This is a genomic window from Paenarthrobacter sp. UW852 (genome assembly GCF_024608385.1).
In the GTDB taxonomy this organism is placed as follows: Bacteria; Actinomycetota; Actinomycetes; order Actinomycetales; family Micrococcaceae; genus Arthrobacter.
In genome coordinates, this window is record NZ_JAMSGY010000003.1 from 12,542 (window position 1) to 39,337 (window position 26,796).

Annotated in this window: 29 protein-coding genes; 14 read left to right on the forward strand and 15 right to left on the reverse strand. The window is 63.0% G+C overall.

Annotated elements, in window-relative coordinates:
- Positions 1 to 35: 35 nt before the first annotated feature.
- Positions 36 to 500, reverse strand: coding sequence for a hypothetical protein (locus tag NEK97_RS06235; protein WP_256248741.1), 465 nt, complete (start codon positions 498 to 500; stop codon positions 36 to 38).
- 126 nt (positions 501 to 626) lie between these two features.
- Complete coding sequence (locus tag NEK97_RS06240; protein WP_071416348.1) at positions 627 to 1,208, reverse strand: hypothetical protein; 582 nt, start codon at positions 1,206 to 1,208, stop codon at positions 627 to 629.
- Between the two features lie 593 nt (positions 1,209 to 1,801).
- On the opposite strand from NEK97_RS06240, the gene NEK97_RS06245 reads away from it, so the two are divergent.
- The 3 genes from NEK97_RS06245 to NEK97_RS06255 all read left to right on the forward strand — a co-directional run bounded on the left by NEK97_RS06245 (position 1,802) and on the right by NEK97_RS06255 (position 2,812).
- Positions 1,802 to 2,137 carry a hypothetical protein gene (locus tag NEK97_RS06245; RefSeq protein WP_257369035.1) on the forward strand — a complete coding sequence of 112 codons (336 nt, stop codon included), beginning with the start codon at positions 1,802 to 1,804 and terminating at the stop codon, positions 2,135 to 2,137.
- Positions 2,115 to 2,444: a hypothetical protein gene (locus NEK97_RS06250; RefSeq protein WP_374111515.1), complete on the forward strand. Its 330-nt coding sequence runs from the start codon at positions 2,115 to 2,117 to the stop codon at positions 2,442 to 2,444. The genes NEK97_RS06245 and NEK97_RS06250 overlap by 23 nt, the downstream gene beginning before the upstream one ends.
- A 137-nt stretch (positions 2,445 to 2,581) precedes the next feature.
- The gene (locus tag NEK97_RS06255) at positions 2,582 to 2,812 is read left to right on the forward strand and encodes a hypothetical protein (protein ID WP_142938820.1); all 231 of its coding nucleotides are present in this window, start codon (positions 2,582 to 2,584) and stop codon (positions 2,810 to 2,812) included.
- A gap of 10 nt (positions 2,813 to 2,822) precedes the next feature.
- On the opposite strand, the gene NEK97_RS19900 is transcribed toward NEK97_RS06255, so the two are convergent.
- Complete coding sequence (locus tag NEK97_RS19900; RefSeq protein ID WP_257369036.1) at positions 2,823 to 4,592, reverse strand: recombinase family protein; 1,770 nt, start codon at positions 4,590 to 4,592, stop codon at positions 2,823 to 2,825.
- 186 nt (positions 4,593 to 4,778) lie between these two features.
- Complete coding sequence (locus NEK97_RS06265) at positions 4,779 to 7,442, reverse strand: UvrD-helicase domain-containing protein (RefSeq protein WP_257369037.1); 2,664 nt, start codon at positions 7,440 to 7,442, stop codon at positions 4,779 to 4,781.
- A 217-nt stretch (positions 7,443 to 7,659) separates the two neighbouring features.
- On the opposite strand from NEK97_RS06265, the gene NEK97_RS06270 reads away from it, so the two are divergent.
- The gene (locus NEK97_RS06270) at positions 7,660 to 8,475 is read left to right on the forward strand and encodes a hypothetical protein (protein ID WP_257369038.1); all 816 of its coding nucleotides are present in this window, start codon (positions 7,660 to 7,662) and stop codon (positions 8,473 to 8,475) included.
- An 88-nt stretch (positions 8,476 to 8,563) separates the two neighbouring features.
- Here NEK97_RS06270 and NEK97_RS06275 read toward each other — a convergent pair whose 3' ends face one another.
- Positions 8,564 to 9,265 carry a DUF6308 family protein gene (locus NEK97_RS06275; protein ID WP_257369039.1) on the reverse strand — a complete coding sequence of 234 codons (702 nt, stop codon included), beginning with the start codon at positions 9,263 to 9,265 and terminating at the stop codon, positions 8,564 to 8,566.
- A 55-nt stretch (positions 9,266 to 9,320) separates the two neighbouring features.
- Positions 9,321 to 10,112, reverse strand: a complete 792-nt coding sequence (locus NEK97_RS06280) for a hypothetical protein (protein WP_257369040.1) — start codon at positions 10,110 to 10,112, stop codon at positions 9,321 to 9,323.
- A 258-nt stretch (positions 10,113 to 10,370) separates the two neighbouring features.
- Between NEK97_RS06280 and NEK97_RS06285 the strand changes: the two genes are divergently transcribed.
- Both NEK97_RS06285 and NEK97_RS06290 read left to right on the forward strand, forming a co-directional pair.
- Positions 10,371 to 10,670 carry a DUF4193 domain-containing protein gene (locus NEK97_RS06285; RefSeq protein ID WP_257369041.1) on the forward strand — a complete coding sequence of 100 codons (300 nt, stop codon included), beginning with the start codon at positions 10,371 to 10,373 and terminating at the stop codon, positions 10,668 to 10,670.
- Positions 10,642 to 11,058, forward strand: a complete 417-nt coding sequence (locus NEK97_RS06290) for a hypothetical protein (protein WP_257369042.1) — start codon at positions 10,642 to 10,644, stop codon at positions 11,056 to 11,058. Before NEK97_RS06285 ends, NEK97_RS06290 begins: the two co-directional genes overlap by 29 nt.
- A gap of 125 nt (positions 11,059 to 11,183) precedes the next feature.
- Here NEK97_RS06290 and NEK97_RS06295 read toward each other — a convergent pair whose 3' ends face one another.
- From NEK97_RS06295 to NEK97_RS06305, 3 genes are all read right to left on the reverse strand, one after another.
- Positions 11,184 to 11,966: a nuclease-related domain-containing protein gene (locus NEK97_RS06295; protein ID WP_257369043.1), complete on the reverse strand. Its 783-nt coding sequence runs from the start codon at positions 11,964 to 11,966 to the stop codon at positions 11,184 to 11,186.
- Between the two features lie 769 nt (positions 11,967 to 12,735).
- Positions 12,736 to 13,212, reverse strand: a complete 477-nt coding sequence (locus tag NEK97_RS06300; protein ID WP_257369044.1) for a hypothetical protein — start codon at positions 13,210 to 13,212, stop codon at positions 12,736 to 12,738.
- Positions 13,209 to 14,387 (reverse strand): ImmA/IrrE family metallo-endopeptidase, encoded by a 1,179-nt coding sequence (locus NEK97_RS06305; protein WP_257369045.1) that lies wholly within the window; start codon positions 14,385 to 14,387, stop codon positions 13,209 to 13,211. Before NEK97_RS06305 ends, NEK97_RS06300 begins: the two co-directional genes overlap by 4 nt.
- 217 nt (positions 14,388 to 14,604) lie before the next feature.
- Here NEK97_RS06305 and NEK97_RS06310 point away from each other — a divergent pair, with 217 nt between their 5' ends.
- Positions 14,605 to 14,769: a hypothetical protein gene (locus NEK97_RS06310; RefSeq protein ID WP_237428429.1), complete on the forward strand. Its 165-nt coding sequence runs from the start codon at positions 14,605 to 14,607 to the stop codon at positions 14,767 to 14,769.
- 4 nt (positions 14,770 to 14,773) lie between these two features.
- On the opposite strand, the gene NEK97_RS06315 is transcribed toward NEK97_RS06310, so the two are convergent.
- The gene (locus tag NEK97_RS06315; protein ID WP_234752110.1) at positions 14,774 to 15,025 is read right to left on the reverse strand and encodes a helix-turn-helix domain-containing protein; all 252 of its coding nucleotides are present in this window, start codon (positions 15,023 to 15,025) and stop codon (positions 14,774 to 14,776) included.
- 238 nt (positions 15,026 to 15,263) lie between these two features.
- Here NEK97_RS06315 and NEK97_RS06320 point away from each other — a divergent pair, with 238 nt between their 5' ends.
- The gene (locus tag NEK97_RS06320; protein WP_254590236.1) at positions 15,264 to 15,920 is read left to right on the forward strand and encodes a helicase associated domain-containing protein; all 657 of its coding nucleotides are present in this window, start codon (positions 15,264 to 15,266) and stop codon (positions 15,918 to 15,920) included.
- Positions 15,921 to 16,047: 127 nt separating this feature from the next.
- Here the strand turns inward: NEK97_RS06320 and NEK97_RS06325 are convergent, their stop codons facing one another.
- Together NEK97_RS06325 and NEK97_RS06330 are read right to left on the reverse strand one after the other, a co-directional pair.
- Positions 16,048 to 16,479 carry an acyl-CoA thioesterase gene (locus NEK97_RS06325; RefSeq protein WP_192477112.1) on the reverse strand — a complete coding sequence of 144 codons (432 nt, stop codon included), beginning with the start codon at positions 16,477 to 16,479 and terminating at the stop codon, positions 16,048 to 16,050.
- A gap of 91 nt (positions 16,480 to 16,570) precedes the next feature.
- A complete protein-coding gene (locus tag NEK97_RS06330; protein ID WP_192477111.1) occupies positions 16,571 to 17,491 on the reverse strand; it encodes a LysR substrate-binding domain-containing protein in 921 nt (306 codons plus the stop codon).
- Positions 17,492 to 17,597: 106 nt separating this feature from the next.
- Here NEK97_RS06330 and NEK97_RS06335 point away from each other — a divergent pair, with 106 nt between their 5' ends.
- From NEK97_RS06335 to NEK97_RS06355, 5 genes are all read left to right on the forward strand, one after another.
- Positions 17,598 to 18,842: a CaiB/BaiF CoA-transferase family protein gene (locus NEK97_RS06335; RefSeq protein ID WP_192477110.1), complete on the forward strand. Its 1,245-nt coding sequence runs from the start codon at positions 17,598 to 17,600 to the stop codon at positions 18,840 to 18,842.
- 66 nt (positions 18,843 to 18,908) lie between these two features.
- On the forward strand, positions 18,909 to 20,114 hold the full coding sequence (locus NEK97_RS06340; RefSeq protein WP_192477108.1) for an acyl-CoA dehydrogenase family protein: 1,206 nt from the start codon (positions 18,909 to 18,911) through the stop codon (positions 20,112 to 20,114).
- Positions 20,115 to 20,180: 66 nt separating this feature from the next.
- Positions 20,181 to 21,404 (forward strand): acetyl-CoA C-acyltransferase, encoded by a 1,224-nt coding sequence (locus NEK97_RS06345; RefSeq protein WP_192477107.1) that lies wholly within the window; start codon positions 20,181 to 20,183, stop codon positions 21,402 to 21,404.
- Positions 21,404 to 22,210, forward strand: coding sequence for an enoyl-CoA hydratase/isomerase family protein (locus NEK97_RS06350; RefSeq protein WP_192477105.1), 807 nt, complete (start codon positions 21,404 to 21,406; stop codon positions 22,208 to 22,210). Before NEK97_RS06345 ends, NEK97_RS06350 begins: the two co-directional genes overlap by 1 nt.
- Complete coding sequence (locus tag NEK97_RS06355; protein ID WP_192477103.1) at positions 22,211 to 23,092, forward strand: 3-hydroxyacyl-CoA dehydrogenase family protein; 882 nt, start codon at positions 22,211 to 22,213, stop codon at positions 23,090 to 23,092. It begins immediately after the preceding gene.
- A gap of 180 nt (positions 23,093 to 23,272) precedes the next feature.
- On the opposite strand, the gene NEK97_RS06360 is transcribed toward NEK97_RS06355, so the two are convergent.
- Together NEK97_RS06360 and NEK97_RS06365 are read right to left on the reverse strand one after the other, a co-directional pair.
- Positions 23,273 to 24,109 (reverse strand): NAD(P)-dependent oxidoreductase, encoded by an 837-nt coding sequence (locus tag NEK97_RS06360; protein WP_237428431.1) that lies wholly within the window; start codon positions 24,107 to 24,109, stop codon positions 23,273 to 23,275.
- Positions 24,110 to 24,170: 61 nt separating this feature from the next.
- Positions 24,171 to 24,584 carry a carboxymuconolactone decarboxylase family protein gene (locus NEK97_RS06365; RefSeq protein ID WP_192477099.1) on the reverse strand — a complete coding sequence of 138 codons (414 nt, stop codon included), beginning with the start codon at positions 24,582 to 24,584 and terminating at the stop codon, positions 24,171 to 24,173.
- Positions 24,585 to 24,788: 204 nt separating this feature from the next.
- On the opposite strand from NEK97_RS06365, the gene NEK97_RS06370 reads away from it, so the two are divergent.
- The gene (locus tag NEK97_RS06370; protein WP_225668760.1) at positions 24,789 to 25,331 is read left to right on the forward strand and encodes a TetR/AcrR family transcriptional regulator; all 543 of its coding nucleotides are present in this window, start codon (positions 24,789 to 24,791) and stop codon (positions 25,329 to 25,331) included.
- 53 nt (positions 25,332 to 25,384) lie between these two features.
- Here the strand turns inward: NEK97_RS06370 and NEK97_RS06375 are convergent, their stop codons facing one another.
- A complete protein-coding gene (locus tag NEK97_RS06375; protein WP_192477095.1) occupies positions 25,385 to 26,764 on the reverse strand; it encodes an NAD-dependent succinate-semialdehyde dehydrogenase in 1,380 nt (459 codons plus the stop codon).
- Positions 26,765 to 26,796: the final 32 nt, after the last annotated feature.

The following is a 26,796-nucleotide window of genomic DNA, read 5'->3' on the forward strand; positions in this document are numbered from 1 at the left end:
TCCCGTCGGGCGGCAGTCGTACTGCAGCACTGGCCTCAATCCCTCCGGGGGCCCTTGTCGAAGATCCGCGAGATGCGGTCGATTCCCTCGGCGCTGAAGATGTCCGAGACGGCACCGGCGGTCCCGCTGCGCGGCAGCTCCGAGCGCAGGGTGAGCTTGGCGTACCCCCTGGTCGGCCGGGACTCGATGACGTAGACGATCTCGTGCGAGACGAAGGTCGCAGTGTCGAAGTCCGGCTTCTTCTGGTGGGTGAGCACCCGGAAGCCGGCCCGGGTGCCGATGTAGTCGAAGAAGCGTGTGAGTTTCTCCTCCTCGAGCTGCCGCCGCTCCCCCGCGTTGCGGCCGGAGACTTCGATCAGCTGGATGTGCGTGCAGTCCACATCGTCCGTCGGCCGGCGGATGTCGTCGAAATCCCAGGTGGCTCTTGCCGTGCGCAGCTGCTCGTCGCAGGGGTACGCCACCCGCCCCTTGTAGTACCTGATCGGTCCGATGAGCGTCATGCCCGACCTCCTGCATCCTGTCTGGCGCACGGGCGCCTGGGAGAGAAAAGGCAGAGCCCCGCGGACGCGTGGTCCACGGGGCTCCGGTACTGCAGGTCGATCGGGGCAGTCAAGGGGTCAGCCTCCTCAGCCGCAGTACTTGGTCTTGACGGCCTTGCCCTGCTCGCTGTCGACTGGCACGAGCACGACGTCGTTGACGCCGTTGGAGAAGACGAACTCCATGGTCGACTTGTCCTTGCCGAAGCTGATCGAGCCGGTCTCGGTGGTGCTGCGGCCAGCCTCGGTCCAGTCCACGGAGGACTTGGACTCGTTGATCTTGCCGGTGCCGCGGACGGTGTAGGCGTCCTTGAGCTCGCCCTTCGCCGCGGCCGCCTTCGGGTCGTCGAGGACGGAGTTGATGGAGTGGCAGGCGAGGTCCTGGCGGCTGGCGGTGTCGAAGTAGGTGATCTGGTCACCGTCCACGACGACGATGTCGCCGTTCTGTCCTTCCGAGGTGGCGAAGTACCGCCCGTCCCCGCCGGAGCTGCTGCAGCCGCTGAGCACGAGCGCGGCGCATGCCAGGGCTGCAGCGGTCGCGGCCAGCTTCGTCCGCGTCACGTGTGCGGTCCTGGTGATGTCCATGGTCTTCTCGTCCTTCTGGTCGGTCCTGTCGTCCTGGCTCTGTGTCCAGGCAATGAGTGTTCGGAAGGTCCAGCGTCTCGGCTCCACAGTTCAGAACTGTTTCCCCGAGCCCCCGTTCCCAGGCCATGCCCGGGAGCCGAAGCTGGACTATCCACGCCCGCCTGGACGGACGATCTGCTCAGCCGGGGCTGAGCAGGATTTCCACTCGTATACCTGTTTTCTCTACCAGTATGGCAGACCACGTACCACCTGTACCACCTTGCACATGTCAGTCAGGAGATGACAGGCACAACTCCAGACACAGAGAGCAGCACGCGGATCCCTGCGCGGAGAACGCCTGCAGGAGCCCGGCGTCGTGTCCGGTGTGCCACTCGGACCCGTCGGGGCCGGGGGTTACACCGCACGCGGGGAGGAGGTGACCGGGTGTGGAGTAGAGGTGGTGGACGGTGCAGGGGGCAGAAGCAGCTGGCATGTCCCCATTGTCGGACACTGCGCCGTTTTGTGCCGAGCCGGCAGCGGACCAGGATCAGTCCGTTCCGGACGTTGTCGGAGCCCTTTTATAGCTTGGTGCCCAGGGGATCGAAAAACAGGACCAACGGTGATTCCCGGGAGCGAGGCGGCCGGCCGTAGCCGCCATCTTTGTGGGTCGCCTATTCGAATATGTGTTCTAAGGTTGTGTTATGTCCTCCGAAGAGTTCGCCGCTGCACTGCAAGCGCAGTATGCGCGGCGGGCCGGCCCGATCGGGCTGACCGTGGAAGAGCTCGACTTCGAACACTTCCCGGCCAAGAACGGGTATCCCGGAATCCCCGTCAAGGCATGGATCCGGTTCCCGAACTGCGCAGAACTGGTGGACGGCGAGGTCTTCGCCTGGACAGCGAAAGCGGTCGAAGTGACATGGAAGGACGGGCCGGTGACGTACCGGACCTGGGTGTGGAGTTCGGCGGTTACCCGCCGGGAAGAAATGATGAACAGGAATCTTGGAGAGCGGACCCGTGGCAGCAACAGCATCAAATAGCAAACCTCTGGACGCTCCAGTGGAGGTCCGCTTCACGGCGAAGGGGGTTCCCCTGGCCGTCAGGCATGACGGCAGGATCTGGGCCGTGGCCGCGGAACCTGTGCACTGGTTCACCCGTGCCGACTGGTGGAACACCGCCAAGCGGGCACCGGTGGGCAGCGGCGACCTGATCAGCGTCGAACACTGGCAGGTTCAGGTCCGGTTGACGTCCACTTCGGCGCTGCGAACCTTCGAGCTGCGCCGCGACCCCTTGTCCGAGCAGTGGCTGCTGGCCGGGATCAGCGACACCGGGGCTGCCGCGGCCTGAGCCCGCTCCATCTCGTCGACTCATCCCCGAGTGTGACGATTCGACTCGTATCAGATTCCATTCGATTGATCCTGTGACTCATTAGTTGATAGAGTGCCGATAGGCATTCAAAGCACAGCTATCTGAGGCAGGCAGTCATGGCAGGACAGGTCACCACCGCTGAACGCGGTGTGGCTTCGTCTGCATCTGCCTCCCCGCGCAGGCCAGTGCAGATCTCGGCGGCAGCTGCAGCCGCGATCGCCGTCCGCCCGATCCCGGTGGAGGCCATCAAGGCCGGAGCCGCCGTGGCGGCCTCGGTGGCCATCCGGCGGGCGGAGGCAGCTGAGGCTGCCAAGCCTGCGCGCTTGGGTCGCCGTCGGGCCGCCTAGTCCCCGAGAGTCAGCTCCAGGACTGGCGTGAGCCCTTGACCCCGTGCTTGTTGCGGCGGTGGCTGGGCAGCCCGGGCAAAGGGAATTCCTCGCCGCACTCAGGACACGGCACTGGCTGCGGGTGCGCGTAGTTCATGTGGTGGCGCAGGTTGTTCCGGTAACGGAACGTTCGGGGTTCTTCGCACTTGGGGCACTGGTAGCTGCCGTTCGAGGGCATGAGCGAGTACCCGCCCCCGCGGCGCGGCTCCTGGTCGTCCGCTTCGCCGAGATACCAGAAGCCGATCCGGCTCAGGTTCGTGCCCTGGGAGCCGAACATCCCCTTGACCGACCCGCGCTTTCCGTCGTCGGCGTAGACCACGACCTTGCGGAGGAAAGCCCTGATGATGGACTTCTGCTCCGTCTCGGAGAGCTCGAGGAACTCGGCCCCGCTGATGTCGGGGATCGCCCTCGGTCGCCCCTCGGTCTTCTCCGAGATCCGCATCTCGATTTGACCCTTGAGGGCCTCCTCCTCACCGATGCGGTTCAGCAGTGCCGACATCGCGCTGGCCGGCGCGGTGTTGATCTGGGCCCGCAGGATCAGGATGGAGTCCCCCAGGGCATCAGCCTGTTCGTGGAGCTCGGACAGCTCCGAGCTCATGCTCCCGGCCGCGGCCTGGTTCAGCCTCTCGGTCTGCAGCTCCATCACTTCGGGGCTGTCGAGCGATCCTGCGACGACGTCGCGGATGAAGCCCTCCAGTGCTTCCCTGTTGATTGCAGCGCCGGGGCAGTCAGCGCCGCGCATCCGTCCGTTGCACACGTACGTTCCCGACTCACCCATCGACCTGTTGCTGGTCATCTTGGTGCCGCAGCCCGCGCAGTAGACGAGGCCGACCAGGGGAAGGCCTCCGGCGCGGGCCCGGGTCCGCTTGAGCGGCTGGGGCTTCATCAGCAGGCGCAGGGTTTCCCACTCGGCCTCCGTGCAGACCGCCTCATGACTCTTGACCGGACGCCCATCCTTGTCGATGACGATCGTGCGCGTATCGCGGAAGTCCGGACCTGGGCCGACGCTGCGTCCATCGGCCTTGGCCGTGAGGGAGTTGTATCCGGCCAGGAGCGGATGGCGCAGTAGCGAGGCGACGGCGCGGTATTGGAACGGCCGGCCCTCGCGGTTGGTCAGGCCCTGCTGGTTGAGCTCCCGGACGATCTCGGCGACGGAGAGTCCGTCGAGCCGCCAGTCGACGATCCGGCGCACCGTCCGGCTCTCCTTCGGGTGCAGCTTCAGCGTCTTCACGCCGTCGGCATTGCGCTGTTCGGGCAGCACCCAGCCGTAGGGTGGCGGGCCGTTCCACCCACCCTTCTGGCGGATGTTCTCGGCGGTGCGCTTGAGCCGCTTGCTCGTGGTCGCCGCTTCGGTCTCGGCCAGGCCGCCGAGGACGGAGATCAGCAGGATGGTGTCGGGCGACCGTGGGGCGAACACCCGGTCGTGGGTGTAGATCGTCACGTTATGGCGGTTACAGGTGTCGACGATGCGGGCGGTGTCCATCAGCCGCCGCGCCAGCCGGTCGAGGTCCCGGACGTAGAGCGCCTTGACGTCACCCTCGGCAAGAACCTTCTCCAGGCGGTCGCGCTCGGGGCGGTTCCGGTCGCGGTACGCGCTTACGACCTCTTCGAAGATGTCATGCTTAGCGACCGTGTGGTGGTGTTTGCGGCTCTCCGCCATGATCCACGAGCGCTGGTCGACGAGCGACGCGTTGCCCTCGGCGGGGTCTTTGGATCTGCGGATATAAGCAACGGCTCGCACCCGTCAAGCATACATTTCTAAGGGTGGTGACCCCCTTGGTCTGTGTATCGGTGTGATGATGGCCTCGCGCAAGTGCTGCATTCCGCAAAGCTCGGCTTGGCCGACCACGTGGGTTGGACTCGTCAGCCGGCCAAAATATCGCGAAGCGTAGAGCCTGCGCCTCGGAACATGGAAATATCCTTGTCCCTAACTCTCAGCGAGTTTCATCGTTCCTTTGCAGGTCGGGTACCCGGTGCAGCCGAAGAACCGGCCGTAGCGCCCTTTGCGTTCCCTCATCGTGTGTTTCTTGCATTTCGGGCAGACCACTGGGGTGATATCGTCGCCTGTCGCGGATCGGATCTTGACGACACGATCTCCGACCAACTCGAGGAGGAACGCTGATTCCCTACCGGCGCGCGTGACCAGGAGCGCTGAGCGCTTGGCACGGGTCAGTGCGACGTAGAACAGGCGTCGTTCTTCTGCGTGTGGGTAGGAGTCGGGGGCGGCCATGGCCAGTTGCAGGAGAGCATCATCCTCGACAATGCTGGGGAATCCGTTCCTCTCAAGGCCGAGCACAACGACGTAGTCTGCCTCCTTTCCTTTTGAGGCGTGCACGGTGTTGAACTCGATGGTCAGGTTGGCGTATCTGGCTTCCAGCGCCGAGATGACATCGTCCTTGGACCGGGAGTACCGGCCGAGCAGCAGCACAGTGGCCGGCTCAGTGAGCTCTGAGTCAAGGGTTGTCAGGTGCTGCCGAACGACCGATCCGTAGTGGCTGCGCTCCCGTACACTGACGGCGCACACCGTCTCGTCAGTCTCCGGCGCTGAAGATCGGACGTTCTTGGAGATTTGATTGGGGTTCTTCATCACGAACCCACCGGCGACATCGCACAGGGACTGCGGGGACCGGAAGGTGCGGTCCAGCCAGATGGTGGACGCTGTCCCGAACCAATTATCGAAGCGGGTCATCACACTGAGGTCTGAGCCCGCGAACCTGTTGATGGACTGCCAGTCGTCGCCGACCGCGTACAGGTAGTTTCCAGGAGTCTTCATCAGCGCCCTCACCAGCGCCGCACGGGCAGCGCTGGTGTCCTGCATCTCGTCGACCATGACGAGCCGGTAAGGGCTCATCCACCGGCCGGACTCTACGTGATCGGTGGCGAGATTCAGCATGTCCTCGAAATCGATCTGGCCCGCAGCGCGGAGCTGGCTGTCCCATTCGGCGAGGACGACGCCGTACAGGCGAGTGAAGAGCCTGGCCCGCAAAGTCCGGCCGGCCCGCTCCGCCAGCAGATCAGGGGTGAGGCGGTTGCCCTTCGCGTGTGACATGAAGGACCGCGTCAGCGCCAGCATCGCCTGGTCGCTGATCGGTGGCTCCCCGGCTGCTTCCCGGTAAGGGTCTTCCTTTAGCTGGATTCCGTGCCGGCGCAGCTCCTGCTCGAGGTGCTCGAACCCGGACCCGTCCCGGATGGTCGCCGAAGTTGTCTCGATCAGTCGAGTGCCGTAACGGACGTGAGTGTGACGCCGCCACTGCATACTCTCGGCATACCCGTCAAAGTGGGGCGGCGGGGTGCCGTCGAGACCGAGCGCCCAGTGCTCATGCCACACATCGATGTCCGGGTAGTAGAAGTCCGGCTGATACTGACGGTGGTGCGCGTCCGCAACGTCGTGCGCGTAGGGTCGCTCGTATTCATATCGGACGCCGTTGAGGAAGAGCCAGTTGGCGATCATCACCTCTTCCTGGCTCTTGACGACCTCTCCAGCGAGAGTGCCGAAGCCGCTAATACCTGTGTTCCTGTCCGACTTCTCAGGTTCGGCTTCATCCCCGAGATCCGGCAGCTGCCTGCCGAACACGAGCCAGAAAAGGTCCCAGTCCCGCCGGAAGGCCGGGTCACGGTCGCGCAGGCCATCCACGATCCCTGCAAGCCGCCCCATCCCATTGTCCCTGGGGAGGTCATCGGGGACGGCGGGTTTGCGCCCGGTCGCCTCACCTACGATACGCAACCCGAAGGCATGGAAAGTGCTTGATGCTACCGACGCGCCGTCATCGCCGAGGCGGGAGACGAGCCGCTCCGAGAGCTCACCGGCTGCCTTTTTGTTGAATGCGAGGGCGAGGATCTCCGTCGGCTGGGCGATGCCACGCCGGATCGCATACCCGGCGCGGGCTACCATCGTCGACGTCTTCCCGGAGCCCGCGGCCGCGATCACACGCACCCGGTTGTCGAAGCAGACCGTCGCCCTCGTCTGCTCTTCCGTCAACGGCGACTTCTCGACCTTGCGGAAGAAGTCTGCCAACTCGTTTTTCTCCCACTCCAGGAACGCCTCGTTCCGCTGGGCAGCCCACCTTGACAAGTCAGTGGTGCGGCAGGCGTCGACTGCGGCACGCTGGTCCTCACGTTTACCCTTGGGAAGCCCGGAGAGCCTCGGATCGCTGTCGGCAGCCAGCCAGACAGCGACGTCCGGACGGGAGCCCTCGAGCGCGGCGATCGTGTCCTGGTCCGCCCACCGTTGTCGGTCCATCACATCCCGGACCCGGGACCACCACAGGCTGGCCGCCTCGCCCTGCTCCTCAGCCTTTGAGAGCAGGGCGGCGAGATGCCGTCGCTCATCGAGCTCGGAGTGGTAAGCAGCGGCGACCTCACGCACCGCGCGACGAGACAGCCCATTGAGCACCGTCTCTGTCCCGTGGACGAGAGTGACGATGAGCTGCCCCGAGCCTTCATCGACTGCGAGTCCGAGGACGTCGATGACATCAGCGTCCACCTCCCGGGGGATTCCGCAGACGCGCAGGCGGCCCTCACGGATCGACAGCACCCATGACCCGGCACCTCTGAACGCGCGTGCCCACCAACCCGGCTTCCACTCCGTCATGCTTCCCCCGACTCACACATGTTCAAAAGGAGACCGTTGCCCTCTTTCCACGGTATCAGCGAGGAATTGTGTGTCGTCGAGTGCGTTCACCGGGTTCGTGCTGATCCGCAGGTACTGGACTCGGCGGGCTTGCCCGTCAACCCTTCGATGGCATGGTGGAGGTGGACCTCCCCAGCATGGAAGGATATGGCAGAGGTCTTGGGAGAAGGAATGGGTTGTGAGCACCACACACGAAGAAGTGAAAGCCGACCACGGGGCGCAAAAGAAACGTCCGCTCGTCCGCGTTGAGCCGCAAAGCCACCGTGACGACGGGTCGCCCATCGCAGGTGAAAATCAGGCGTATGTGACCCGCTCGGGCAAGCTTTTCCACACTCAATGGTGCTCGATCATGGATGGTCACTGGCGGGCCGTCAATGGAGGCATCTACGTGACCATGATGGCGGATGTGGGCCTGCGGGGACGTTGCCCGCAATGCGACCAGGACCCTGAAGCGAAGAAGCGCTCCAAATTGGAGCGGGCGGAGAAGCGGGCAGAGAGGCAGCGACTCAAAGAAGAAGCGAAAGCCGAGCACCGGGCAAAGGAACGCCCGCTCGTTCGCGTTGAGCCGCAAACCCACCGTGACGACGGGTCACCTGTGGCAGGTGACGGACAGGTGTACGTCACGCGAACCGGGAAACTGTTCCACACTCAGTGGTGCTCGATCATGGATGGTCAGTGGCGGGCGGGCCAAAAAGGCATCTACGTGACCATGATCGCTGATGTGGGCCCGAGGGGACGCTGCACGCAATGCGACAGGGACCCTGAAGTGTTGAAGCGCTCAAATTTCGAGCAGGCAGAGTGGCGGCGACTCAACCAGGAATTGGACCAACTGGGCAGGACCATAGCGCGAACCCTCGTGGTGAAGGGACCGGAGGGGGTCAACACATTGGGCCCCCACGTGATCCGGTTCAGGGAAACAGAGGCAGAGCTGAGTGCATTGTCCGGTCGCGTCGGGGGCTCGTTTCCGGACTCAAACGATGCTCCGAACTCGTAGTACTCCTTCACCGGCAGACTTCGGCCGGCTACGAAGCTGGCGCGGGCGGTGCGAGGTTCGACCAGGGGTGTCGTGGCTTCGCTGTGCTTCAGCCGGTGATTCCGAGTTTGCCGGCTCGCCCGCCCTTGATGCCATGGTCCTTGCCGTAGCGCCACAGGATGGCGTCCATGATGCGCAGTTCGGAAATGGGTGTCTGGACCGTAGAAAGCTTGTGAATGCGCTGCAATCGTCCAGCAAGGTCGGGGTCTTGCATGAAGAGGTTGTGCCAATTCAGCCACTGGCCTTCAGAGGTGTCTTTGCCCACGACTGCCCCGATTACTTTGTCCCAGATGGGGATGAGATGCGGTCGCTTCCTCGCCATGATCTTGCTGGCTGTGGTGGCCCCGACATCCCAGCGCGTTTTGGGTGTGCGTCTCAGCTCCTGCCAGAGCAGCCATGAGGGGCTGCCCTCCCCGACAGTGGCTTCTGCTTCCGCGACCGTGAGGTCGCTCATCTTCACGTCGGTGCGTATATCAGCCAGGAGATTTCGTATGTTCTTCGCCAACGGCTGTTCCTGCAGCCCGATGATGGCCTGGGCCGGAACTTTGACGCTGAGCATTGACACGGCGACAGCGTCGCTATCGGTGATCCTGTCCCTGACATCAGGGCCGTCGCCGCGGTTCGCCCATTCATCAAAGTAGCTGCCGGTACTGAGCAGCCCCGTCTTTGTGGAAGGTTCGAGGTAGTAGCGCCGGAGCAGTTCGGCTGCGGCTTCGACGTTCTCTTCTTTCAGGATGGCTGGTAGTTCCATGAATCCCCCTATGGCTTCAATGCGCGGACTATACCTCTGAGACGTTGCCGGGTAGTCAGTCCGTATGACGAACCTCGATCTCGCGGTGGTTTTCCTTGACCCACTCAGCCATCCGACGGTTCCGAGCCGCGATGAACTCGAGCGTGGCCTCCCGGTACGTTACGTACTCGTCTTTTGTGGCCGGCATCCCTGAACGCTTGAAGTTGTCGAAGGGAAGGTAGAACCGAACCTCTTCGTAGTCGGGCGTCACGAGGTCTTGAAAGTGGAAGAAGTCCACGAACTCCTTGAATCCGTCGAAGAACGCAAAGAAGTCCGCGTACGCGTTGATGACATTGGCCAGTGGGCTCTCCGGTTCTCCTGCGTAATGACGCCGGATGCACTCCAGGGTCAGATCCATCCGGTCGGCGATGAGCGACCTGAGCCCCCTCGCCTGGTTCATCGTGGGTCGGTCCTTCTTCCTGACGGGCCAGATCATCGCACTGCCGATGGTGTACGGCGGCTTCAGGTAGCGGGCCCGCTGCTCCTCATTCAGCGAGGCGATGGCGTTCGCCAGAGACGCCGTACGTGCCCGGCCGGTGTAGGAGTGGGTGATGGCGTCACTGCCGTACCAATGCATCACTCTGGAGGGGTCGGTGAAGATGAGGTAGCCGTCCGTACGCTTCGGCCGCGAGGTCGGTTCGAAGAGGACGCCGGAGTTCAGCGTCTTGGTCCACAGCAACTGATTGTCCGCCCGGAGCCTGGGACTGCCACTGTCCGGGTCAGTCCCTGGAGGGGTGTCGGTCTGGTAGTCGAACGAAGTATCGAAGACGCGCGGCTGTTGCTGCTGCGGGTATTCCGGATTGCTCAAGGTTCCCCCAAAGGCCAGAGTTGTAAGACGCTCAAATCCGATGGTTGGTTCCGCAAATTTCGCGGCCGTCGGCTTTGCCCCACATTAGGTGCCACTTCCTGATATTGAAACCCCAGGTGCCCCACTGACCGTCGGCAATGCCATGTTCCCGGCGGTTCTGATTGTGTGCCCATGAAGCCGCTCTTTTAGGGAATTCTTCCCATGTCCTGTACGTTGCAGGATCGGTAATACCCCCTGACAGAGAAGAGATGCACTTTCGTGGCAACCGATTACGATGAACTGCGCACTGACGTCAAGGAATCCCAGGAAAACTCCCTGGAGGCCCTGAAGACTGCTAAAGCCCCTGATGCGAAATCCGTGGTTCAGGAGCTCGACGAGGCTGACGCCCTGGACGGCCTGACCCCTGGTGGCGAGTTCATTGCCGAAGAGCTCGTCGTCCAGGTCATCCCGCAGGCTGACGATGAGTTCACCTGCTATTCCTGCTTCCTGGTCCGCCACCGTTCGCAGAAGGCGAGCGAGAAGGACGGCCATGCCTACTGCGTCGAATGTGAAGGCTGAGCGGTTTTGGCCGGCTGTCCCCGAGCATATCTGGGACAGCATCCGCGAAGAATTCTCCCTGCCGACAGCGGCAGACCTGGAGACGCATTTCCAATCCCTCGGCGACCCGGAGGCCATGCGCCGGGCAGTTCGGGTATTCATCGGCGTTGAAACCTTCTGCCCGGGCTTCCAGCTCAAAGATGGGCTCTTCCACGAACCTGTGTTGCGTCTCTTTGATCAGGCGATGAGCCTGAAGATTCCTCACAATGTGTTCGCCGCCTGGATGGTCAGCCCACTCCCGGCAGAATCCCGTTCCCGGCCAGTGGACATACTGGGCAGCATGACGCTGCTCCAGAGCTCCTTGGTCGCCTTTGGTGACAGGTACCGGCCGGCCGAAAAGCGTAGCTAAGAGCTTGGCTCTGCCGTATCCCAAGCCAGATAAGTTTGCCGGGACAAGGCTGAGCGCTACGTCTTGAAGATTGGCTCATGTTCAACGTCGTCGTCCCAGAGCGGCCTGGAACGTGGGCACCTGACTCAAGCAGGCTTGAATCGCGAGGCTAACGACTCACGCACCGCCGCTACATCAACGTCGCCGGCTGGCTCTTCTACAAGCACTTTGGCCAGCCGTTTCGGCCAGAGTACATGAACGCCATGGGTCGAGAATGCGCCTCCGGTCAACGGCCAGTCGGCTTCAACAAAGCACAGCGCCCCGGTGACCGGAACATCCCCGACGAGGTCTCGCACGACGTCGACCTGATTGAGCACCCCATCGACCAGTTTCGTGCAATCACGGCGGCCGACGAGGAGCTTCTCGACCCGGGGGCGAAGGATGCCAACCTCGATCTTCAGTTCAGGCCGTCCCTTGTACCGTTTGGCGTCGATGACCCAGATTCCACTGGGAGTGATGGCAATGTGGTCGATGTTGGCCTTCGATCCGGGGATGCGCCGATCATGAAGGACGGCCAGGCCATCGGTGGCCAGGGCATCCAGCCGAGCGCCGAGGCGTTCCTCGCCAATCGCGCCTCGATCCCAGGCCTTGGTGCTTTGGCGTTCGTCAGAGACGGCGACTGCGATGCCGCCGAATGGACCCCACTTCTCGCGGAGCTTTTCCTCGTCTTTCGCTTTGCGACGCTCATACTCGCGTCGGGCTGACGACCCGGCTACTCCAGACTCATTGGCTGGCAACGCCTCACAAGCCGGTTCGAGGTCGTGGGACGTGGATTCGGCAGCCTCGGTGGGACACTCCAAGCAGCGGACGGTCTTTGTCTCGCTTTCATAGATCGCTTCCGTCCCGGCCGGAAGAGATGTACCGCACATCCTGCATCCTGCGGAGTACCGGAGCCTCATCTGCCTCATGAGGACGCGGGGTGGATCGCCGAAACGAACAGAGTCTGCAGGTAACTTACGACGGCTATTCCGCGGATACGCTTTGTCATAAGCTTCATCTTCACGCACAGCCAGGAACTGTGTTGGACCTGTCGCGCTTACGGCATGCCAAAGACCGCGCGAACTGCCACATGACTTTAGTGGAAGTGTTGACCGCCGTGCTCCAGTGAGCTGCAAAAACCACGGGCGACATGCCGCTACGTCGTCGGCTGGCTGTCGGTATCCGGAAATTCACGGAGTGCGCCCGCTACGGCTCTGACCGCCACCGGGTCTTCCGTCCAATGTCGGCCTGTGCGCGTACAAGCGTGAAAATTTATCACTTTCGAGGCTTTGGCGGCCTCAGCGAGTTCTGCCCACGCTACCCGCAGTTCCTCCTGGAGCTCCGGTGACGTGAGCGCGTCCGGGATTGGGGCTGCCGGCCCAATGGGACTCGTGCGTGCCGCGGATACGGGTTTTCGCTGAAAAAGACTTCTAAGACCCATTTCCGTGTTCCCCCTTTTTCGCCCTAATCCAGAGTATCAATGCTTTCTCAACGCGTGCGGGACCTCCGTCGGGCAGCCGTCCGCCGATACTGCACCGGAGGCATGCTCAGCTATAGAGACATCATCAGAACGAACGGGTTCTCGTCATCCAGGAGCACGAGGAAGGCCGTTGCTGGTGCGGCGAGACTTGGGATTGGCCCGCAGCTGATTGCAATCTGTCACCCACCGCTGCGAGATCCTTCCTGTTCGCCCCCAGCCCCGTCGATGAGCGCTGCGAACTGAGAGTTGCTGAGCACCTTCAGCCCGAACTCCTCTGCCTTGTTGCGGACTGCCTCGTCGCCGGAGACGACGAACCACTCCGGTGCCATGAGGTACTGACTGTCGTGCTCTCGGCCCTCCAAGGCGCGTGCGATGACCAGCGGGTCGGCGTTGCCCAGGTTGGCGTAGAGGTTAACCAGCCGCGTGTCAGTGTCCGGCACTGTGGCCATTACGTCGACCAGCAGTTGAAGCATTCTTGGCGTCGTCGGATGAACGTTGTCGTGCAGAGATTGGAGGTCTGGAAAACCATTGGCCTCACGCAGTACAGCCTCTGGTATGACGGCACTCTTCAAAAAATACTCGCTCGCTCGTCGCTGCCTCCCAAGCTGACTGAGAGCGTTCGTGTCGACTACGTACCGCCGCCCGAAGTCGCTCATCCGAGAGCCCGCCTGAGGTCGCCGATCTGAGATGGCTTGAGGTGGTTCAAACAAACTGCACGGCAGAACTCTCCTGGTGAGATGCTCTGGCTATCGAGCGCGTGCAGCATCCGCCGACTGAGTTCTCTCCCGTTGTACTTGCGAACTGCGTTCTCAGGGAGAATCTGACTTCGAGGACCGCCCTTCGGGAGGCTCTGGAACTCCTCCCGCAACCGTGCAAGGTAATTGCCCGTGGTCTCGGCATTAATCAATCCCAGCCTCATCGCGCGCACGGCTACGGCGCTCGTAGTGACCTTGAATTCGTCCGATGCGATCCTCATGTCCTCGAGCGACGTGGGTCCCATCGCCTTAAACCGCTCGCGGGGCATCAGCATTGCACCGGCGATATCGTACTCCCGCCCGGGATCCGTGTAGGCGCTGCCACCGTCCCACGTCATTGGAGCAAATTTCCTTCGGGCTACCAGCACCGTCAGCAGTGCAAGGGTAAAGATGGTCCGACCGGCCGGCTCCTGGTCGTCCCCGTGGTCGCCTCCCGCCAGAAAGATAAACGGGACCTTGTTGTCTCGGATCGTCATGCCACTGAACTTGACGTGCGTCAAGCGCTGCGGCATGTAGTGCTGGACACTTCGCGACACCAAGACCTGGTTGGCTTCGAGACGGCCGATCATGAGATCGAGCGCCTTCTCCTTGCTTCTGCAAGAACGGACCGCCTCGCGAGAAAGGCCTATGGCCGCCATAAGCCGTGCTGCGTCGGCCTCGACCGATGACCGGTCATCACGGAGCAGGCCTACAATCTTGTTCCGCTGGAGCGACTTATCGTGCTTCCGGACGAGCTGCTGTTTTCGGATCAGGTCCTTGACGATCAGTTCGACGTCCCGCAGCTCCACCTTGGCGCGCGACCCTATCGAGAATGTGTCTCTACTCAGTCCGGCGAGCAACTTCTCGGTCTTCTTCTTCACCTGCTCCTGCACCAGCGCAAGCGGAGCGAAGAAAAGGGAGTATGGGATGTCGCCTTTGTCCGCAAGCCGCACGAGGTCGGAGAACTTAATTCGGCGTGAGTCTAGCGCATTCTCATAGTCCTTATAGGTTCCCGCCACAGAATTGTCGAGCAGCACCCTGAACACGGCCTCGTCAATCGGGACGGCCTCTCCATCCAAAAGGACGTCAATCGCCATCTCCGATCACCCCCCACGTGAACATCGTATAACTCGCCGCGCATCTCCATGAGTTCCGCTTTGAGTGGAGTGTCGGGATGAGCCTATATCGATTGCTTACATCACCTGCATGTTTTAGGGCATACACCCGGAGGTGCAGGAAAGCGTAAAGACCATGTGTGCGCGCCCTGCTAGCGCCGCAGAAGTCGCGGCGGTTGTCTCCAAGGTTGGCTTTGAGATGAAGAAGAGCCAGATCTGCCAGCGGCGGTCGAACGCCATCGGCCCCACGACTGTCTGCGACTCGGAAGGAACCGACGGCGAGTACGCCTACCTCCTGAACGTAACCAGCCCGGACCTGAACGAACCCCAGGTCGCTACCCTGATCATCAGGCTGCACCAGTAAACGGCTACTGGCTGTCCTGTTCCCCGTCGTCCGGGAGATCGCCAGCGGCAATGTGTGAGGCTGTGCGCCGGTACGCTTCGGCGATGTAGTCTTCCAGATCCTGGAGGCCGATGCGCCACAGGCCCCTCCCGCCGACCTGAATTGCGCGCAGCTCTCCACTGCTGATCAGGCCCCGGATGAGGCTCGACTTCACGTTGAGCTCTTCGGCCGCCTGCTCGACTGTCAGGAAGCGGCGCTTTGTGGGTTCGTCTGTCACCAGACCATCCTAAGTTTGGGCTGGCCCGGCTGAGTGCAGGAACAAATGGTGAAAGGGCGAAAGGAGACAGCCGGCGCGCGACGTTTCGCTAGGGTCGCGTTGCTTTCCCCTAGGCTTAGAACGGAAGTCACCTGTGCAGGCTCTCTGGCCGGGGCGACCCGTCAAATTCAACACAGGGGGAAGTCGTGAAGGGAATACTCGGGATACTTGGAACACCTAAGGGCGATTCCGGACGGCAATGATTGGCTTAAGGCGCACCGCACCTGACCTCGAATGGGTGCAGATGTACCGGCAGGGTATCCCGACGTCCAGGATTGCCGCCTTGGCTGGCGCCGCGGAAACGACCGTTCGGTATCACCTCCAGATTGCTGCAAAGGCAGAGCCGGGCATACGGGAAGAGCACAAAGCGGCGCTGGCCCCTGCAGCTCCGAGAACATCCGAGGCGGGCCTGAGGAACTTGGCTGATGTCCTCGCCTTCCATGAGGCTCATGACCGGTTGCCGGTCAGCCACGGGAAGACCTCGCGCGAGCGGGCGCTGGCAGCATGGCTGGCAAACCGCCGCCGGCAGTCCGCCGAGAAGACCCTCTCCCCCACCTACAGGGACGCCCTGGCGGTGATCGCCGGCTGGGACAAGCCTTCAACCCGCAAGGCCGAGGATGAGGCGCGTTGGCAGCATCGGTTGGAGGAGCTCCAGAGAATCAGGGCTGCCGGCGGTGAGTGGCCGCGGCACCAGAAGACGGACGATGCCCACGAACGCACGCTGGGCGTGTGGCTGCACGCCCAGCGCATCGACTACCGCGCTGGCAGAATCGACCAGGCCAAGGCGGAGCAGCTGGACAGGCGCCTGCCAGGGTGGCGGGAAGGCAGAGGTCACCGGGGCGGCCGGCGCAGATAGCGGGAAGCAAGCAGCTCTATACCTTCAGAGCACTCGCTCCGGCCGGTGCAGGTATCTAGTGGAACAGACGTTCAGGGGGCCCAAGACCTCTGCAACGCGCACCAACCGGTCGAGACAGTTACCGTTCCTAGCCGTGTGGCGTTTCCGTAAGGTGGTGCGTGGGTATCCTGTCTCTGTCGTAGGTGATTTCTTTGTAGCCGTGCGGCTCTGGCTTACCCGCGATGTTCAGGTTCACGAACACGATCTCCTCGATGGTGAGGATGCTTCGTCGAGTGATCATGTTCCGGACTTCCGCTCGCATGGTCAGTGAGGTTCGGCCAAATTTAGTTGCTGTCAGACCCATCTCAATGAGGTCCCCTTGGACTGCGGAGCTGACGAAGTTGATTTCCGAAATGTACTTTGTCACCGCCCTGCCGTTGCCCAGTTGGAGGATGGCATAGATCGCTGCTTCCTCGTCGATCCATTTGAGGAGGCTGCCACCGAACAGGGTGCCGTTGGCGTTTAGGTCTTCTGGGCGCACCCATTTTCGAGTGCGGAAGGTTATATCGGAGGATTCCATGGTGTGACCTTACTTCTGCGGTGAAGATGGTTTGGTTTTATGTCTTTGAGACCAGTTCTGGCGGTCGTAGCAGCGTCCACCGATTGGTGGGCTATGACTCGACACCGGCGAGGCTGTCGGGACGACCGACCCAAACCTGTTCCGCAAGCGTGAGGACCGGTGGGAGCGCCGGGTTGTCCGAATCCCCGCGCCACGCCATCCTGAGGTAGACCGGCAGGGTCTCGTCGAGCACCCGCAAGAACCGTACATGCGGGTCGGTTACGTTTTCCGCGACGGAGGAAACCGTTAGGGAGCATCCTACTTCGGCTCCCACCAGGGCCATTGCGGTCCACGAATCGGGTGCACTTTGCACTATGTCGGGATCGAATCCGGCTCCCAGGCTCAACCGGCGCAGGCGGTCGGTCAGGACAGAACCTTCATGCGGGGGCAGTGCGACGAACGGTTCGCCAGCTAGTTCTGCGAAACGAACTTCGCCTTGCGAGGCCAGGCGGTGTGATGCAGGGACGGCCATCACGAGATGTTCCTCCACGACGATGCGGGACTTGATGCCCGCGGGCACAAAGTCCCAACGGCCGAGACTGATATCAACTTCACCGCGGAGGACCCGGGCGAGGGCTGGGAGTGCGAAGTCCTGGCTGTTGAGGCGAACTTCTATGCCTGGGTGGGCCTTTCGGACTTCCCGTGCCAGTACTCCCACGAGAACATGGGTTGATGCGCCGGCGTAGGCGAGCTTGACCATTCCCGCCTCGCCGCGGCCAGCGGCAAGTGCGCCGGCCCTTGCACGCTCCGCTGCAGCCAGGATCTCCCGGGCTGATGCCATCAGGGCCACTCCGGCCGCCGTTAGCTGGACGCTGCGTGTGCTCCGGATGAAGAGGTCGACCCCGAGATCCCGCTCCAGCTGCCGCACGATCCGGCTCACAGGTGGTTGAGCCATATGGAGCCGGGCTGCAGCCCGGCCGAAATGCAATTCCTCCGCCACGGCGAGGAACACCCGTATTTGTTGAATCTCCATCCCGCCATTATTGCAGGAGCATCAATAATCGGGCTCCCAATAAGTATTGGACGCGCTGTAATGCCCGGTGGGATAGTGAAAAAGAACCGCCTATGGAAGAGGACCCATGACACTGCAGAGCAACGCCGCTCCCCTGGCTCCAGGGGCTGCTGCTCACGACCGCCAGCCCGATCACGCACGCCGGGACGCCTTCGGTCGCAACGCCAGCGGTCCTTTGGCGGGAATCGTCATTGCCGACTTCAGTCGGGTCCTCGCCGGACCGTACTGCACCATGCTCCTGGCGGACATGGGTGCCACGGTCATCAAAGTGGAAAGCCGGTCCGGCGATGAAACACGGGCCTGGAAGCCCCCGGTCTTCGATGGCCAATCCACGTACTACCTCTCAATCAACAGGAACAAGAGATCCATCGCACTGGACTTCGGCGATCCGGATGACATAGACACGGCACGGAACATTGCTGCGGGCGCCGACGTCGTCATCGAGAACTTCAAACCTGGCGGGCTGGACCGTTTCGGCCTGGACTACGCGTCCATCACCGAACGCAACCCCGCTGTGGTCTACGCGTCCATCACCGGGTTCGGCTCCGCTGGCGGAGCGGCCCTGCCGGGTTACGACCTGCTCGTCCAGGCCATGTCCGGGCTCATGAGCCTCACCGGGGACCCGGAGTTCCCCGCGTACCGTTCCGGTGTTGCGGTCTTTGATGTCATCACAGGACTCCATGCCGCCATTGGCGTCCTGTCAGCGCTGCATGAAAGGAGCCAGAGCGGCCGCGGACAACGCATCGAGGTGAACCTTATGTCCTCGGCCCTGTCCGGCATGGTTAACCAGACAGGCGGATACCTGCTCAGCGGAAACGTGCCCACCCGCATGGGTAACGAGCACCCTAGCATCTACCCCTATGAACCGCTCCCCACCGCGGACGGGGAAATCGTCCTGGCTATCGGCAACGACCGGCAGTTCCGGACGCTCTGCAACGTCATTGCCGCCCCCGAGCTCGCCGACGATCCCCGGTTCTCCACACCCCCGGACCGCAGCCTCAACCGGTCGGCGCTGCGCCCCATCCTGCAGGAACTGCTGGCCGTCAGGACCGCATCGGAGTGGTTCGACATCTTCACCGAGGCACGGCTTCCATGTGCTCCGATCAACGATGTCCGCGGTGGGATTGATTTTGCCCAGCGCCTGGGACTGGAACCGGTAGTGAACGTGGGAACCGGTGAAGAAACCATCCCCGGCGTCCGTAACCCGATCACCTTCTCAGCGACACCCGCCAGCTATGACCTGGTGCCGCCCGGCATCGACGCAGACCGGGGGGACATTCTCCAGTGGCTGCAGTCGACGCCGCAGGCTTAGCCCGCTCCCGAGCAGCCACCCCACAAGCAACCAGCACCCCGTCCGCGGAACCATAAAGGACCTCTCATGACAACCACTGCAACTGCCCGCAGCACCGTAAACTCCGACTACTTCAACCTCGACGACGAGTTGGGCCCAGAAGAGCTGGCCATCCGCGACAAAGTCCGCCAGTTCGCCGAAGAGCGGGTCCTTCCCATCATCAACGACTACTGGGAACGTGCGGAGTTCCCGGACGAACTGCTGCCCGGCCTCGCGGATCTCGGCATCATCGGGACCTACATTCAGGGATATGGATGCCCGGGGATGAGCCGCAAGGGCGCGGGAATGGTCGCGCGCGAGATGGCGCGGGCTGACGGAAGCATCAACACGTTCCTGGGGGTCCACTCCAATCTCTGCATGGGCGCCCTGTACATGCTGGGCAACGAGGAGCAGCGGCAGCGCTGGCTGCCTGCCATGGCCCGGCTGGAGAAAACGGGTGCCTTCGCCCTCACCGAGCCCAACCATGGGTCCGACACGGTGGCGCTGGAAACGAGCGCCCGCCGAGAGGGAGGCACCTGGATCATCGACGGCCACAAACGCTGGATCGGCAACGGCCACGCGGCCGACGTCGTGGTCCTCTTCGCCCGCAACACCGAAGACGGCAAGGTCAACGCCTTCGTCGTCGAAAAGGACGCTGACGGCAACCACCCGGCCGGCTACAACCCCACCGTCATCACCGGCAAGATCGGCAAACGCGCCATCCTGCAGGCCGACATCGTCATCGAGGGCATGCGGATCCCTGAGACCAACCGCCTGGAGAACTGCAGGTCCTTCGCCGATGTCTCCCGCGTCCTGCAGGCAACCCGCGGCGGCGCTGCATGGGAGGCCGTCGGCCACGCAATGGCGTGCTTCGAGATCGCGGCCGACTATGCCGCCAAGCGGGTCCAGTTCGGCAACCCGATCGCCAGCTACCAGCTGGTCCAGCACCGGCTCGCCAACATGCTCAGCGAGCTGACCGCGATGCAACTGATGGTCAACCGCATGGCTGAACTGGCCGAGAAGGGCACCCTGACCAACGCCATGGCGTCCATGGTCAAAATGGCCACCGCGCAAAAAGGCAAGTGGATCTGCAACGAGGCACGGGAATTGCTCGCCGGCAACGGCCTCCTGCTCGAAAACCATGTCGCCCGCCACCTGACCGACATGGAGGTCGTGTCCACCTACGAGGGCACGGACTCCATCCAGGCACTGCTGGTAGGCCGCGACATCACGGGAATCTCAGCCTTCCGCTGACCCGAGGACATGGCCCTGCCTTGACTCATCTTCACCCTTACCAAGATTCACTGAAGGAGCTTTTCCATGACTGAAGCATTCCTCATCGGCGGGGCACGCACCCCTGTCGGTCGTTACGGCGGCGCCCTGAGCTCCGTCCGCCCGGACGATCTGGCTGCCATCGCTGTTCGGGCCGCCGTCGAACGCGCAGGCCTTGACCCGGCCGTCGTGGACGAGGTGATCCTCGGCAACGCCAACGGCGCCGGCGAGGAAAACCGGAACGTTGCCCGCATGGCCTGGCTGCTCGCCGGCTTCCCCGACACGGTCCCCGGTGTTACCGTCAACCGGCTCTGCGCCTCCGGGCTGAGCGCCATCATCATGGCCTCCCACATGGTCAAGGCCGGTGCCGCGGACATCGTGGTTGCCGGTGGTGTCGAATCCATGTCCCGCGCTCCGTGGGTCATGGAGAAACCGGACAAAGCCTTCGCCAAACCCGGCGCCGTCGTTGACACCTCCATCGGCTGGCGCTTCCCCAACCCTGCCTTCCTGTCCGGGGAACTCTCACGTGATGGCAAGGCAACCTATTCGATGCCCGAAACAGCAGAGGAAGTGGCCCGGGAATACAACATCTCCCGTGCTGACTGCGACGAGTTCGCCGTCCGCTCCCACGAGCGCGCCCTCGCAGCCATCGAATCCGGGCGCTTCGCCGACGAGATTGTCCCAGTCACGGTCAGGGGCCGCAAGGGCGCCGAAACCAACGTGGACACCGACGAAGGTCCTCGCCCCGGAACCTCAGTGGACGTCCTCGCCGGCCTCCGCCCGGTAGTGAAGGGCGGCAGCGTCGTCACCGCCGGGAACGCATCGACGCTCAACGACGGCGCCTCGGCGATCATCGTCGCGTCCGAGGCAGCCGTGCAAAAGTATGGCCTCACTCCACGGGCACGCATCCTCGATGGCGCGTCCGCGGGTGTCGCCCAGGAAATCATGGGCATGGGCCCGGTCCCGGCCACCCGCAAAGTCCTGGACCGGACCGGCGTCGCGGTAGCCGATCTGGCTGCCGTAGAACTTAATGAGGCTTTCGCCTCGCAGGCCCTGGCCTGCATGCGCGAGCTGAAGCTCGAACCCGACACGGTGAACAACGACGGCGGCGCCATCGCGCTCGGGCATCCGCTGGGTTCCTCCGGGTCCCGGCTGGTCATCACGCTGCTCGGGCGCCTCGAGCGCGAGGCCACGGATGGCCGAAAGCTGGGCCTGGCCACGATGTGCGTGGGTGTCGGACAGGGCACGGCCCTGCTCCTGGAAGGCATCTGATGACAGCCGTAGTGAACGACGCCGGGACAAGGCTGGACGGCTCACGTTTCGAGACGCTGTTGTTTGAGGAGCGCGGGGACCGTTTAGCGGTTCGGCTGCACCGCCCCGGGGTGAAGAATGCCATCGACCAGGCCATGGTGGATGAGCTGCACGCAGTGTGCGCGCACCTGGAACGCACACCGAAAATCCTGATCCTCTCGGGCACGCCCGGCAACCCTGACACGGGGACCAAAGCCGTCTTCGCATCCGGGGCTGACATCGCACAGCTGCGTGAGCGGCGCCGTGATGACGCGCTGGCCGGAATCAATTCCGGGATCTTCGACCGGATCGCCAAGCTGCCCATGCCGGTCATCGCCGCGCTGGACGGATACGCGCTCGGCGGAGGCGCGGAACTGGCGTACTCGGCCGACTTCCGGATCGGCACTCCTGCCCTGCGGATGGGTAACCCCGAGGCGAACCTGGGCATCCTGGCCGCGGCCGGTGCTACCTGGCGGTTGAAGGAGCTCGTCGGGGAGCCGGTAGCCAAGCAGATCCTGCTCGCCGGCAAAGTCCTCACGGCTCAGGAGTGCCTCGCGGTCGGGCTGATCACCGAACTCGTGGAGCCGGGCACACTGATGGACTCGGCGCACGCCCTGGCGGACGCCATTGCGGTGCAGGATCCGCTGGCAGTACGCCTCACCAAGGCCGTGTTCCACGCCCCACGGGAGGTCCATCCCGTCATCGACACCCTGGCCCAGGGCATGCTTTTCGAGTCCCAGGCAAAGTTCGACCGCATGCAGGCGTTCCTCGACAGGAAGAAGAAGTAAATGAATAATCCATCAGAGCCATCCGGTCGAACCGGCGAGCTCCCTGCGCGCGTTGGCGTCCTTGGCGGCGGTCGCATGGGAGCGGGCATCGCCCACGCCTTCCTCATCAAGGGGGCAGACGTGGTGGTCATCGAACGTGATGAAGCCTCCGCGCAAGCAGGCCGTGAGCGGGTCGCATCCTCAGCAGCGAAATCCATCGAGCGTGACCCCCACAGTGGCAACCTCGATGAGATGGTCTCCCGCCTGAAGACTTCTGTGGACTACGCGGACTTCGGTGACCGCGAGCTGGTCGTGGAAGCCGTACCCGAGGACTGGACACTGAAGGTGGCAGCGCTCCGCAGGGTCGAAGAACAACTCACCCCTGGCGCGGTGCTGGCCTCGAACACATCCTCGCTGTCGGTGTCCGGCCTGGCGGAGGAGCTGGAACGGCCGCAGGACTTCCTGGGGCTGCACTTCTTCAACCCCGTCCCGGCTTCCACCCTCATTGAGGTGGTCATTGGCAAGCAGACCCGGCCCGATCTCGTCGAGCAGACACGGAGCTGGGTCCAGGGGCTGGGCAAGACCGCCGTCGTGGTCAACGACGCCCCTGGCTTCGCGTCATCCCGGCTCGGTGTAGCGATTGCCCTGGAAGCGATGCGCATGGTCGAGGAAGGCGTTGCCTCAGCTAAGGACATCGATAACGCCATGGTCCTCGGCTACAAACACCCCACGGGGCCGCTGCGCACCACAGACATCGTTGGCCTGGACGTGCGCCTCGGCATCGCCGAATACCTCCATGAAACCCTCGGTGAGCGGTTCGCTCCCCCACAGATACTGCGTGAAAAGGTCGCCCGCGGCGAACTCGGCCGGAAAACCGGCAAGGGCTTCTTCGACTGGAGCTGAATCAGCAGGCTGCCCCCACGCCACGCTTTCGCCAGCCGCCGTGCAGCCCCTGTCGATGACCCTGCCGTCGGCCGGCTTCAAGGACGCCAGGTGCGGTTCTGCGGTTACTCCACCCAAGCGCGGCCCACCACTACTGCGTGGTGGACCGCGCTTCCGCCGTGCTGTCCGCTCCAGGTTCGGCTATTTGGTCTGCAGGTTGTTCTGTCCCATGGAGTCGAACAGTTGGGTGGAGGACAGGGCGTTGAAGGGCATGGCCACGTGGTGCTCGAGGCCCTTCAGGTGTGCGGCCTTGAGGTCCTTGAGCAGCACTGCGAGGGCGGTGTCAGCGGTCCACTCCGAGACTGCGTCCCAGTTCCGGGCAACCCAGCTGTCGCCAGTGCTGACCTTGAAGAGGTTGAGCAGTTCGGCTTCGGGCAGGTTGTACTGCGCGCCAAACTTGAGCCCTTCGGCGACGGCGTTCATGTTGATGCCGAGGACGAGGTTGTTGACCAGCTTCGCTGCCTGGCTGTTGCCGGGCTTGCTGCCGTAGTAGAAGGTGTTGGATCCGACAGCGTCGAAGTACGGCGAGGCGGCGGTCACCACGTCTTCGGCACCGGATGCCATGATCGACAGGGTGCCGGCCTCGGCCCCGGTCGAACCCCCGCTGACGGCGGCGGCGATGAGCCTGACCTCGCCGTGTTCCTCGACCTGCTGGCCCAGTTCGTTCATGGTGTCCGGGTCCAGGGTGCTCATGACGATGATGGTCAGGTTTTTGGGATTGGCGGACAGGAGCCCGTCTTGGCCCAGGATGACGTCGACGTTCTGGGCGTAGTCACGGACCATGGACACGATCGCGTCGTCGGCCTGTTCGGCGACGTCCTTCAAGGTTTCGGCCATGGTGATTCCCGCCGCAATAGCCTTCTGGCGGGATCCCTCGAAGGCGTCGTACCCGATCACCTCGAAGCCGGCCCTATTCAGGTTGACTGCCATGGGAAGTCCCATGGTTCCGAGTCCTACGAAACCGATTTTCTTGCTCATGATGTGATCTTTTCGTCGTAGTAGTGGGGCGTCGGGACGCAGGAGAGCCCGAGGTCAGGCCTCAGTCGGTACCGGCTTCGGAGGTCCTGCCGCGTTCTGCCATGACGTCTTTGACGAGGGTCAGGCCATTGAGGACGCGGGGGAAACCGATGTAGGGGATGCACTGGATCAGGGCGCCGACGATCTTCTCCTTCGTCAGGCCCACGTTGAAGCCAACGTTGATATGAAGCTTCAGCTGGACCTCCGTGCCCAGTGCGGCCAGCGTGGAAATGGTCACCATCGTCTGTTCCTGCTGGGTCAGGCTGTCGCGGGAGTAGATGTCACCGAAGGCAAAGGACACGATGTAGTCCCCCAGTTCCGAGTCCAGAGCCTGGTATGACTCGACCAGCTTGGCGTGGTCGAACGTGTTGGAGTGTTCCGTGGAGACGAGTTCCATCATGCGGTCAAGCCCGCGCTGGTATCGATCTGTGGCCATGATGCTGCCCTTCTAGGCTGGTCCGGGGGTGGTAGCCTTACAATAGAAATAAAACGCTACGTTGCGTAGCAATATTAGCACTTGATGGCGCGGCGACGGAAGGGCGGTATCCCAATGAATTCTTTAGGCGGTGGCCAGGGGGCATCAGCTGGGGGCGTAGTGTCGGGGCATCAGAAGCGGCGCGCCAGGACGGAACGGGCGGTTATGGACGCTGCCCGGGAGCTATTGGCGGAATCCGGCTTCGGCAGCCTGACCATTGAAGGAGTGGCTGAACGGTCCGGGGTCGCGAAGACCACCATCTACCGCCGCCACCGGTCACGGAATGATCTGGCCCTTGCTGTGCTGCTGGACATGGTCGGCGACGTTAGCACGCAGCCGTATGCTCTTGACACACTGACTGAACTGACGCGGCTGGTCGACCGGACCGTGGACCTCATGTCCAACACGCTCCTGGGGCGGATCATGCAGGGCCTGGTTTCAGAAGTTGCCGCCGATGCAGAGCTTGCCCGAACCTACCGGGAGAGGGTGGTGAGCCAACGCGTCCAGGAGGTCACGGCACTCGTCGAACGGGGCATTGCAAGAGGAGAGCTGAGGGAGGGACTTGACCCCGAGCTGGTCACCGACCTCTTGCTCGGCCCGATCTACTACCGCTTGTTCCTCAGCGGTTCTCCCCTGGATGAAGGGTTTGGCAGACGGCTTGTCGCTGCCCTCTTCCCCGCTTTCGCAAAGGAACCTCACCCTGCTTAACTGGGTGCGTCATGCTGCAGGCAGATAAGCCCGCAGCATGACGCTTCCATAACTCAGCGAGCTCCCGGATTCCGGACCAGCTTCTTGTTGGCGAATTCGTTGAAGCCGTACCCGGCCAGTTCCCGCCCGAAGCCCGAGCCCTTGACGCCGCCGAACGGCAGGTCGGGCGAGCTCTTGCTGGTGCTGTTGATCCAGACCATGCCGACCTCAAGCTCCTCGGCCAGCCGCTCCGCGTTCCTGGCATCAGATGTGAACACGCTGGAGGACAGTCCGAACGGTGAGTTGTTGGCCAAATCGATCGCTTCCTGCAGGGAGCCGACGCGGTAGACGACGGCTACGGGGCCGAACAGTTCCTCGGTGAAGGCACGCATTGCAGGTGTGACGCCTGCAAGGACCGTGGCAGGGTAATAGGCGCCGGGACCGTCGGGGCGTTCCCCACCGAGCAGGAGTTTCGCGCCGTGGGAGACTGCGTCCTGCACAAGCTCGTCCAGTTCCTCGACGCCCGCGGCCGAGGCCAGTGGTCCGAGCTTGGTCCCGGAGTCGGTGGGATCCCCGGTCTGCCAGGAGGCCATCGCGTCGAGGAACTTTTGAAGGAATTCCTCGTACACGCTGTCCGCGACGATGAACCGCTTCGACGCCGTGCAGGCCTGGCCGCCGTTGGAGAGCCGGCCGATAACGGCGGCGGCCGCTGCGGCGTCGATGTCGGCATCATCGAGGACGATGAACGGGTCTGACCCGCCCAGTTCCAGGACGCACTTTTTCAGATTCCGGCCGGCGACCTCGCCGACGGCAGCTCCGGCCTTTTCGGATCCGGTCAGGGACACTCCCTGCACGCGCCGGTCAGCGACGGCGGCAGCGACCTGGGCCGAAGAGATGAACGCGTTGGCGTATACACCCGCCGGCAATCCGGCCTCAGTGAGCACTCTTTCGATGGCAAGGGCGGACTGGGGGCAGTTACGGGCGTGCTTGAGGATGATGGTGTTGCCCAAGGCGATGTTCGGGGCGGCGAACCGGGCGACCTGGTAGTAAGGGTAGTTCCATGGCATGACCCCGACGAGTGGTCCTATCGGTTCGGTGCGGACGACAGCCGTGCCGGAGCCCCTGAAGGTGAGGGATTCATCGGCCAGGTACTCCTCCAGGTTGTCGGCGTAGTGCTGGTAGATCGACGCGACCAGTTCCACCTCTCCCCTGGCCTGCGCGATTGGTTTGCCCATTTCCAGGGTGAGGAGCTTGGCCAGTTCTTCTGCCTGCTCGCGGTGGATCTCGGCGGTGCGGGTCAGGACGGCACGGCGCTGTTCCAGGGTTGTGGTGCGCCAGGAACGGTAGGCCGCGGCACTGTTTTTGATGAGAGTGTCCAGCTCGGCGTCGGAGATCTCCGGGTATTGTGCGGTTGCGTCCCCGGTGGCCGGGTCGATCGTGGTGTACACACCCATGGGTGGTTCTCCTCTGTGGTGAATGACGTAAT

Excerpts from the sequence above, each read along its gene's own strand:
- NEK97_RS06295 (WP_257369043.1), bottom strand. The coding sequence starts at position 11,966 with ATGTGCGGTACATCTCTTCCGGCCGGGACGGAAGCGATCTATGAAAGC.
- NEK97_RS06325 (WP_192477112.1), bottom strand. The coding sequence starts at position 16,479 with ATGGAATCCTCCGATATAACCTTCCGCACTCGAAAATGGGTGCGCCCA.
- NEK97_RS06335 (WP_192477110.1), top strand. The coding sequence starts at position 17,598 with ATGACACTGCAGAGCAACGCCGCTCCCCTGGCTCCAGGGGCTGCTGCT.
- NEK97_RS06345 (WP_192477107.1), top strand. The coding sequence starts at position 20,181 with ATGACTGAAGCATTCCTCATCGGCGGGGCACGCACCCCTGTCGGTCGT.
- NEK97_RS06355 (WP_192477103.1), top strand. The coding sequence starts at position 22,211 with ATGAATAATCCATCAGAGCCATCCGGTCGAACCGGCGAGCTCCCTGCG.
- NEK97_RS06290 (WP_257369042.1), top strand. The coding sequence starts at position 10,642 with ATGCCTACTGCGTCGAATGTGAAGGCTGAGCGGTTTTGGCCGGCTGTC.
- NEK97_RS06300 (WP_257369044.1), bottom strand. The coding sequence starts at position 13,212 with ATGAGCGACTTCGGGCGGCGGTACGTAGTCGACACGAACGCTCTCAGT.
- NEK97_RS06305 (WP_257369045.1), bottom strand. The coding sequence starts at position 14,387 with ATGGCGATTGACGTCCTTTTGGATGGAGAGGCCGTCCCGATTGACGAG.
- NEK97_RS06310 (WP_237428429.1), top strand. The coding sequence starts at position 14,605 with ATGAAGAAGAGCCAGATCTGCCAGCGGCGGTCGAACGCCATCGGCCCC.
- NEK97_RS06375 (WP_192477095.1), bottom strand. The coding sequence starts at position 26,764 with ATGGGTGTGTACACCACGATCGACCCGGCCACCGGGGACGCAACCGCA.
- NEK97_RS06245 (WP_257369035.1), top strand. The coding sequence starts at position 1,802 with ATGTCCTCCGAAGAGTTCGCCGCTGCACTGCAAGCGCAGTATGCGCGG.
- NEK97_RS06365 (WP_192477099.1), bottom strand. The coding sequence starts at position 24,584 with ATGGCCACAGATCGATACCAGCGCGGGCTTGACCGCATGATGGAACTC.
- NEK97_RS06320 (WP_254590236.1), top strand. The coding sequence starts at position 15,264 with ATGATTGGCTTAAGGCGCACCGCACCTGACCTCGAATGGGTGCAGATG.
- NEK97_RS06255 (WP_142938820.1), top strand. The coding sequence starts at position 2,582 with ATGGCAGGACAGGTCACCACCGCTGAACGCGGTGTGGCTTCGTCTGCA.
- NEK97_RS06265 (WP_257369037.1), bottom strand. The coding sequence starts at position 7,442 with ATGACGGAGTGGAAGCCGGGTTGGTGGGCACGCGCGTTCAGAGGTGCC.
- NEK97_RS06370 (WP_225668760.1), top strand. The coding sequence starts at position 24,789 with ATGGACGCTGCCCGGGAGCTATTGGCGGAATCCGGCTTCGGCAGCCTG.
- NEK97_RS06235 (WP_256248741.1), bottom strand. The coding sequence starts at position 500 with ATGACGCTCATCGGACCGATCAGGTACTACAAGGGGCGGGTGGCGTAC.
- NEK97_RS06350 (WP_192477105.1), top strand. The coding sequence starts at position 21,404 with ATGACAGCCGTAGTGAACGACGCCGGGACAAGGCTGGACGGCTCACGT.
- NEK97_RS06340 (WP_192477108.1), top strand. The coding sequence starts at position 18,909 with ATGACAACCACTGCAACTGCCCGCAGCACCGTAAACTCCGACTACTTC.
- NEK97_RS06275 (WP_257369039.1), bottom strand. The coding sequence starts at position 9,265 with ATGGAACTACCAGCCATCCTGAAAGAAGAGAACGTCGAAGCCGCAGCC.
- NEK97_RS06330 (WP_192477111.1), bottom strand. The coding sequence starts at position 17,491 with ATGGAGATTCAACAAATACGGGTGTTCCTCGCCGTGGCGGAGGAATTG.
- NEK97_RS06360 (WP_237428431.1), bottom strand. The coding sequence starts at position 24,109 with ATGAGCAAGAAAATCGGTTTCGTAGGACTCGGAACCATGGGACTTCCC.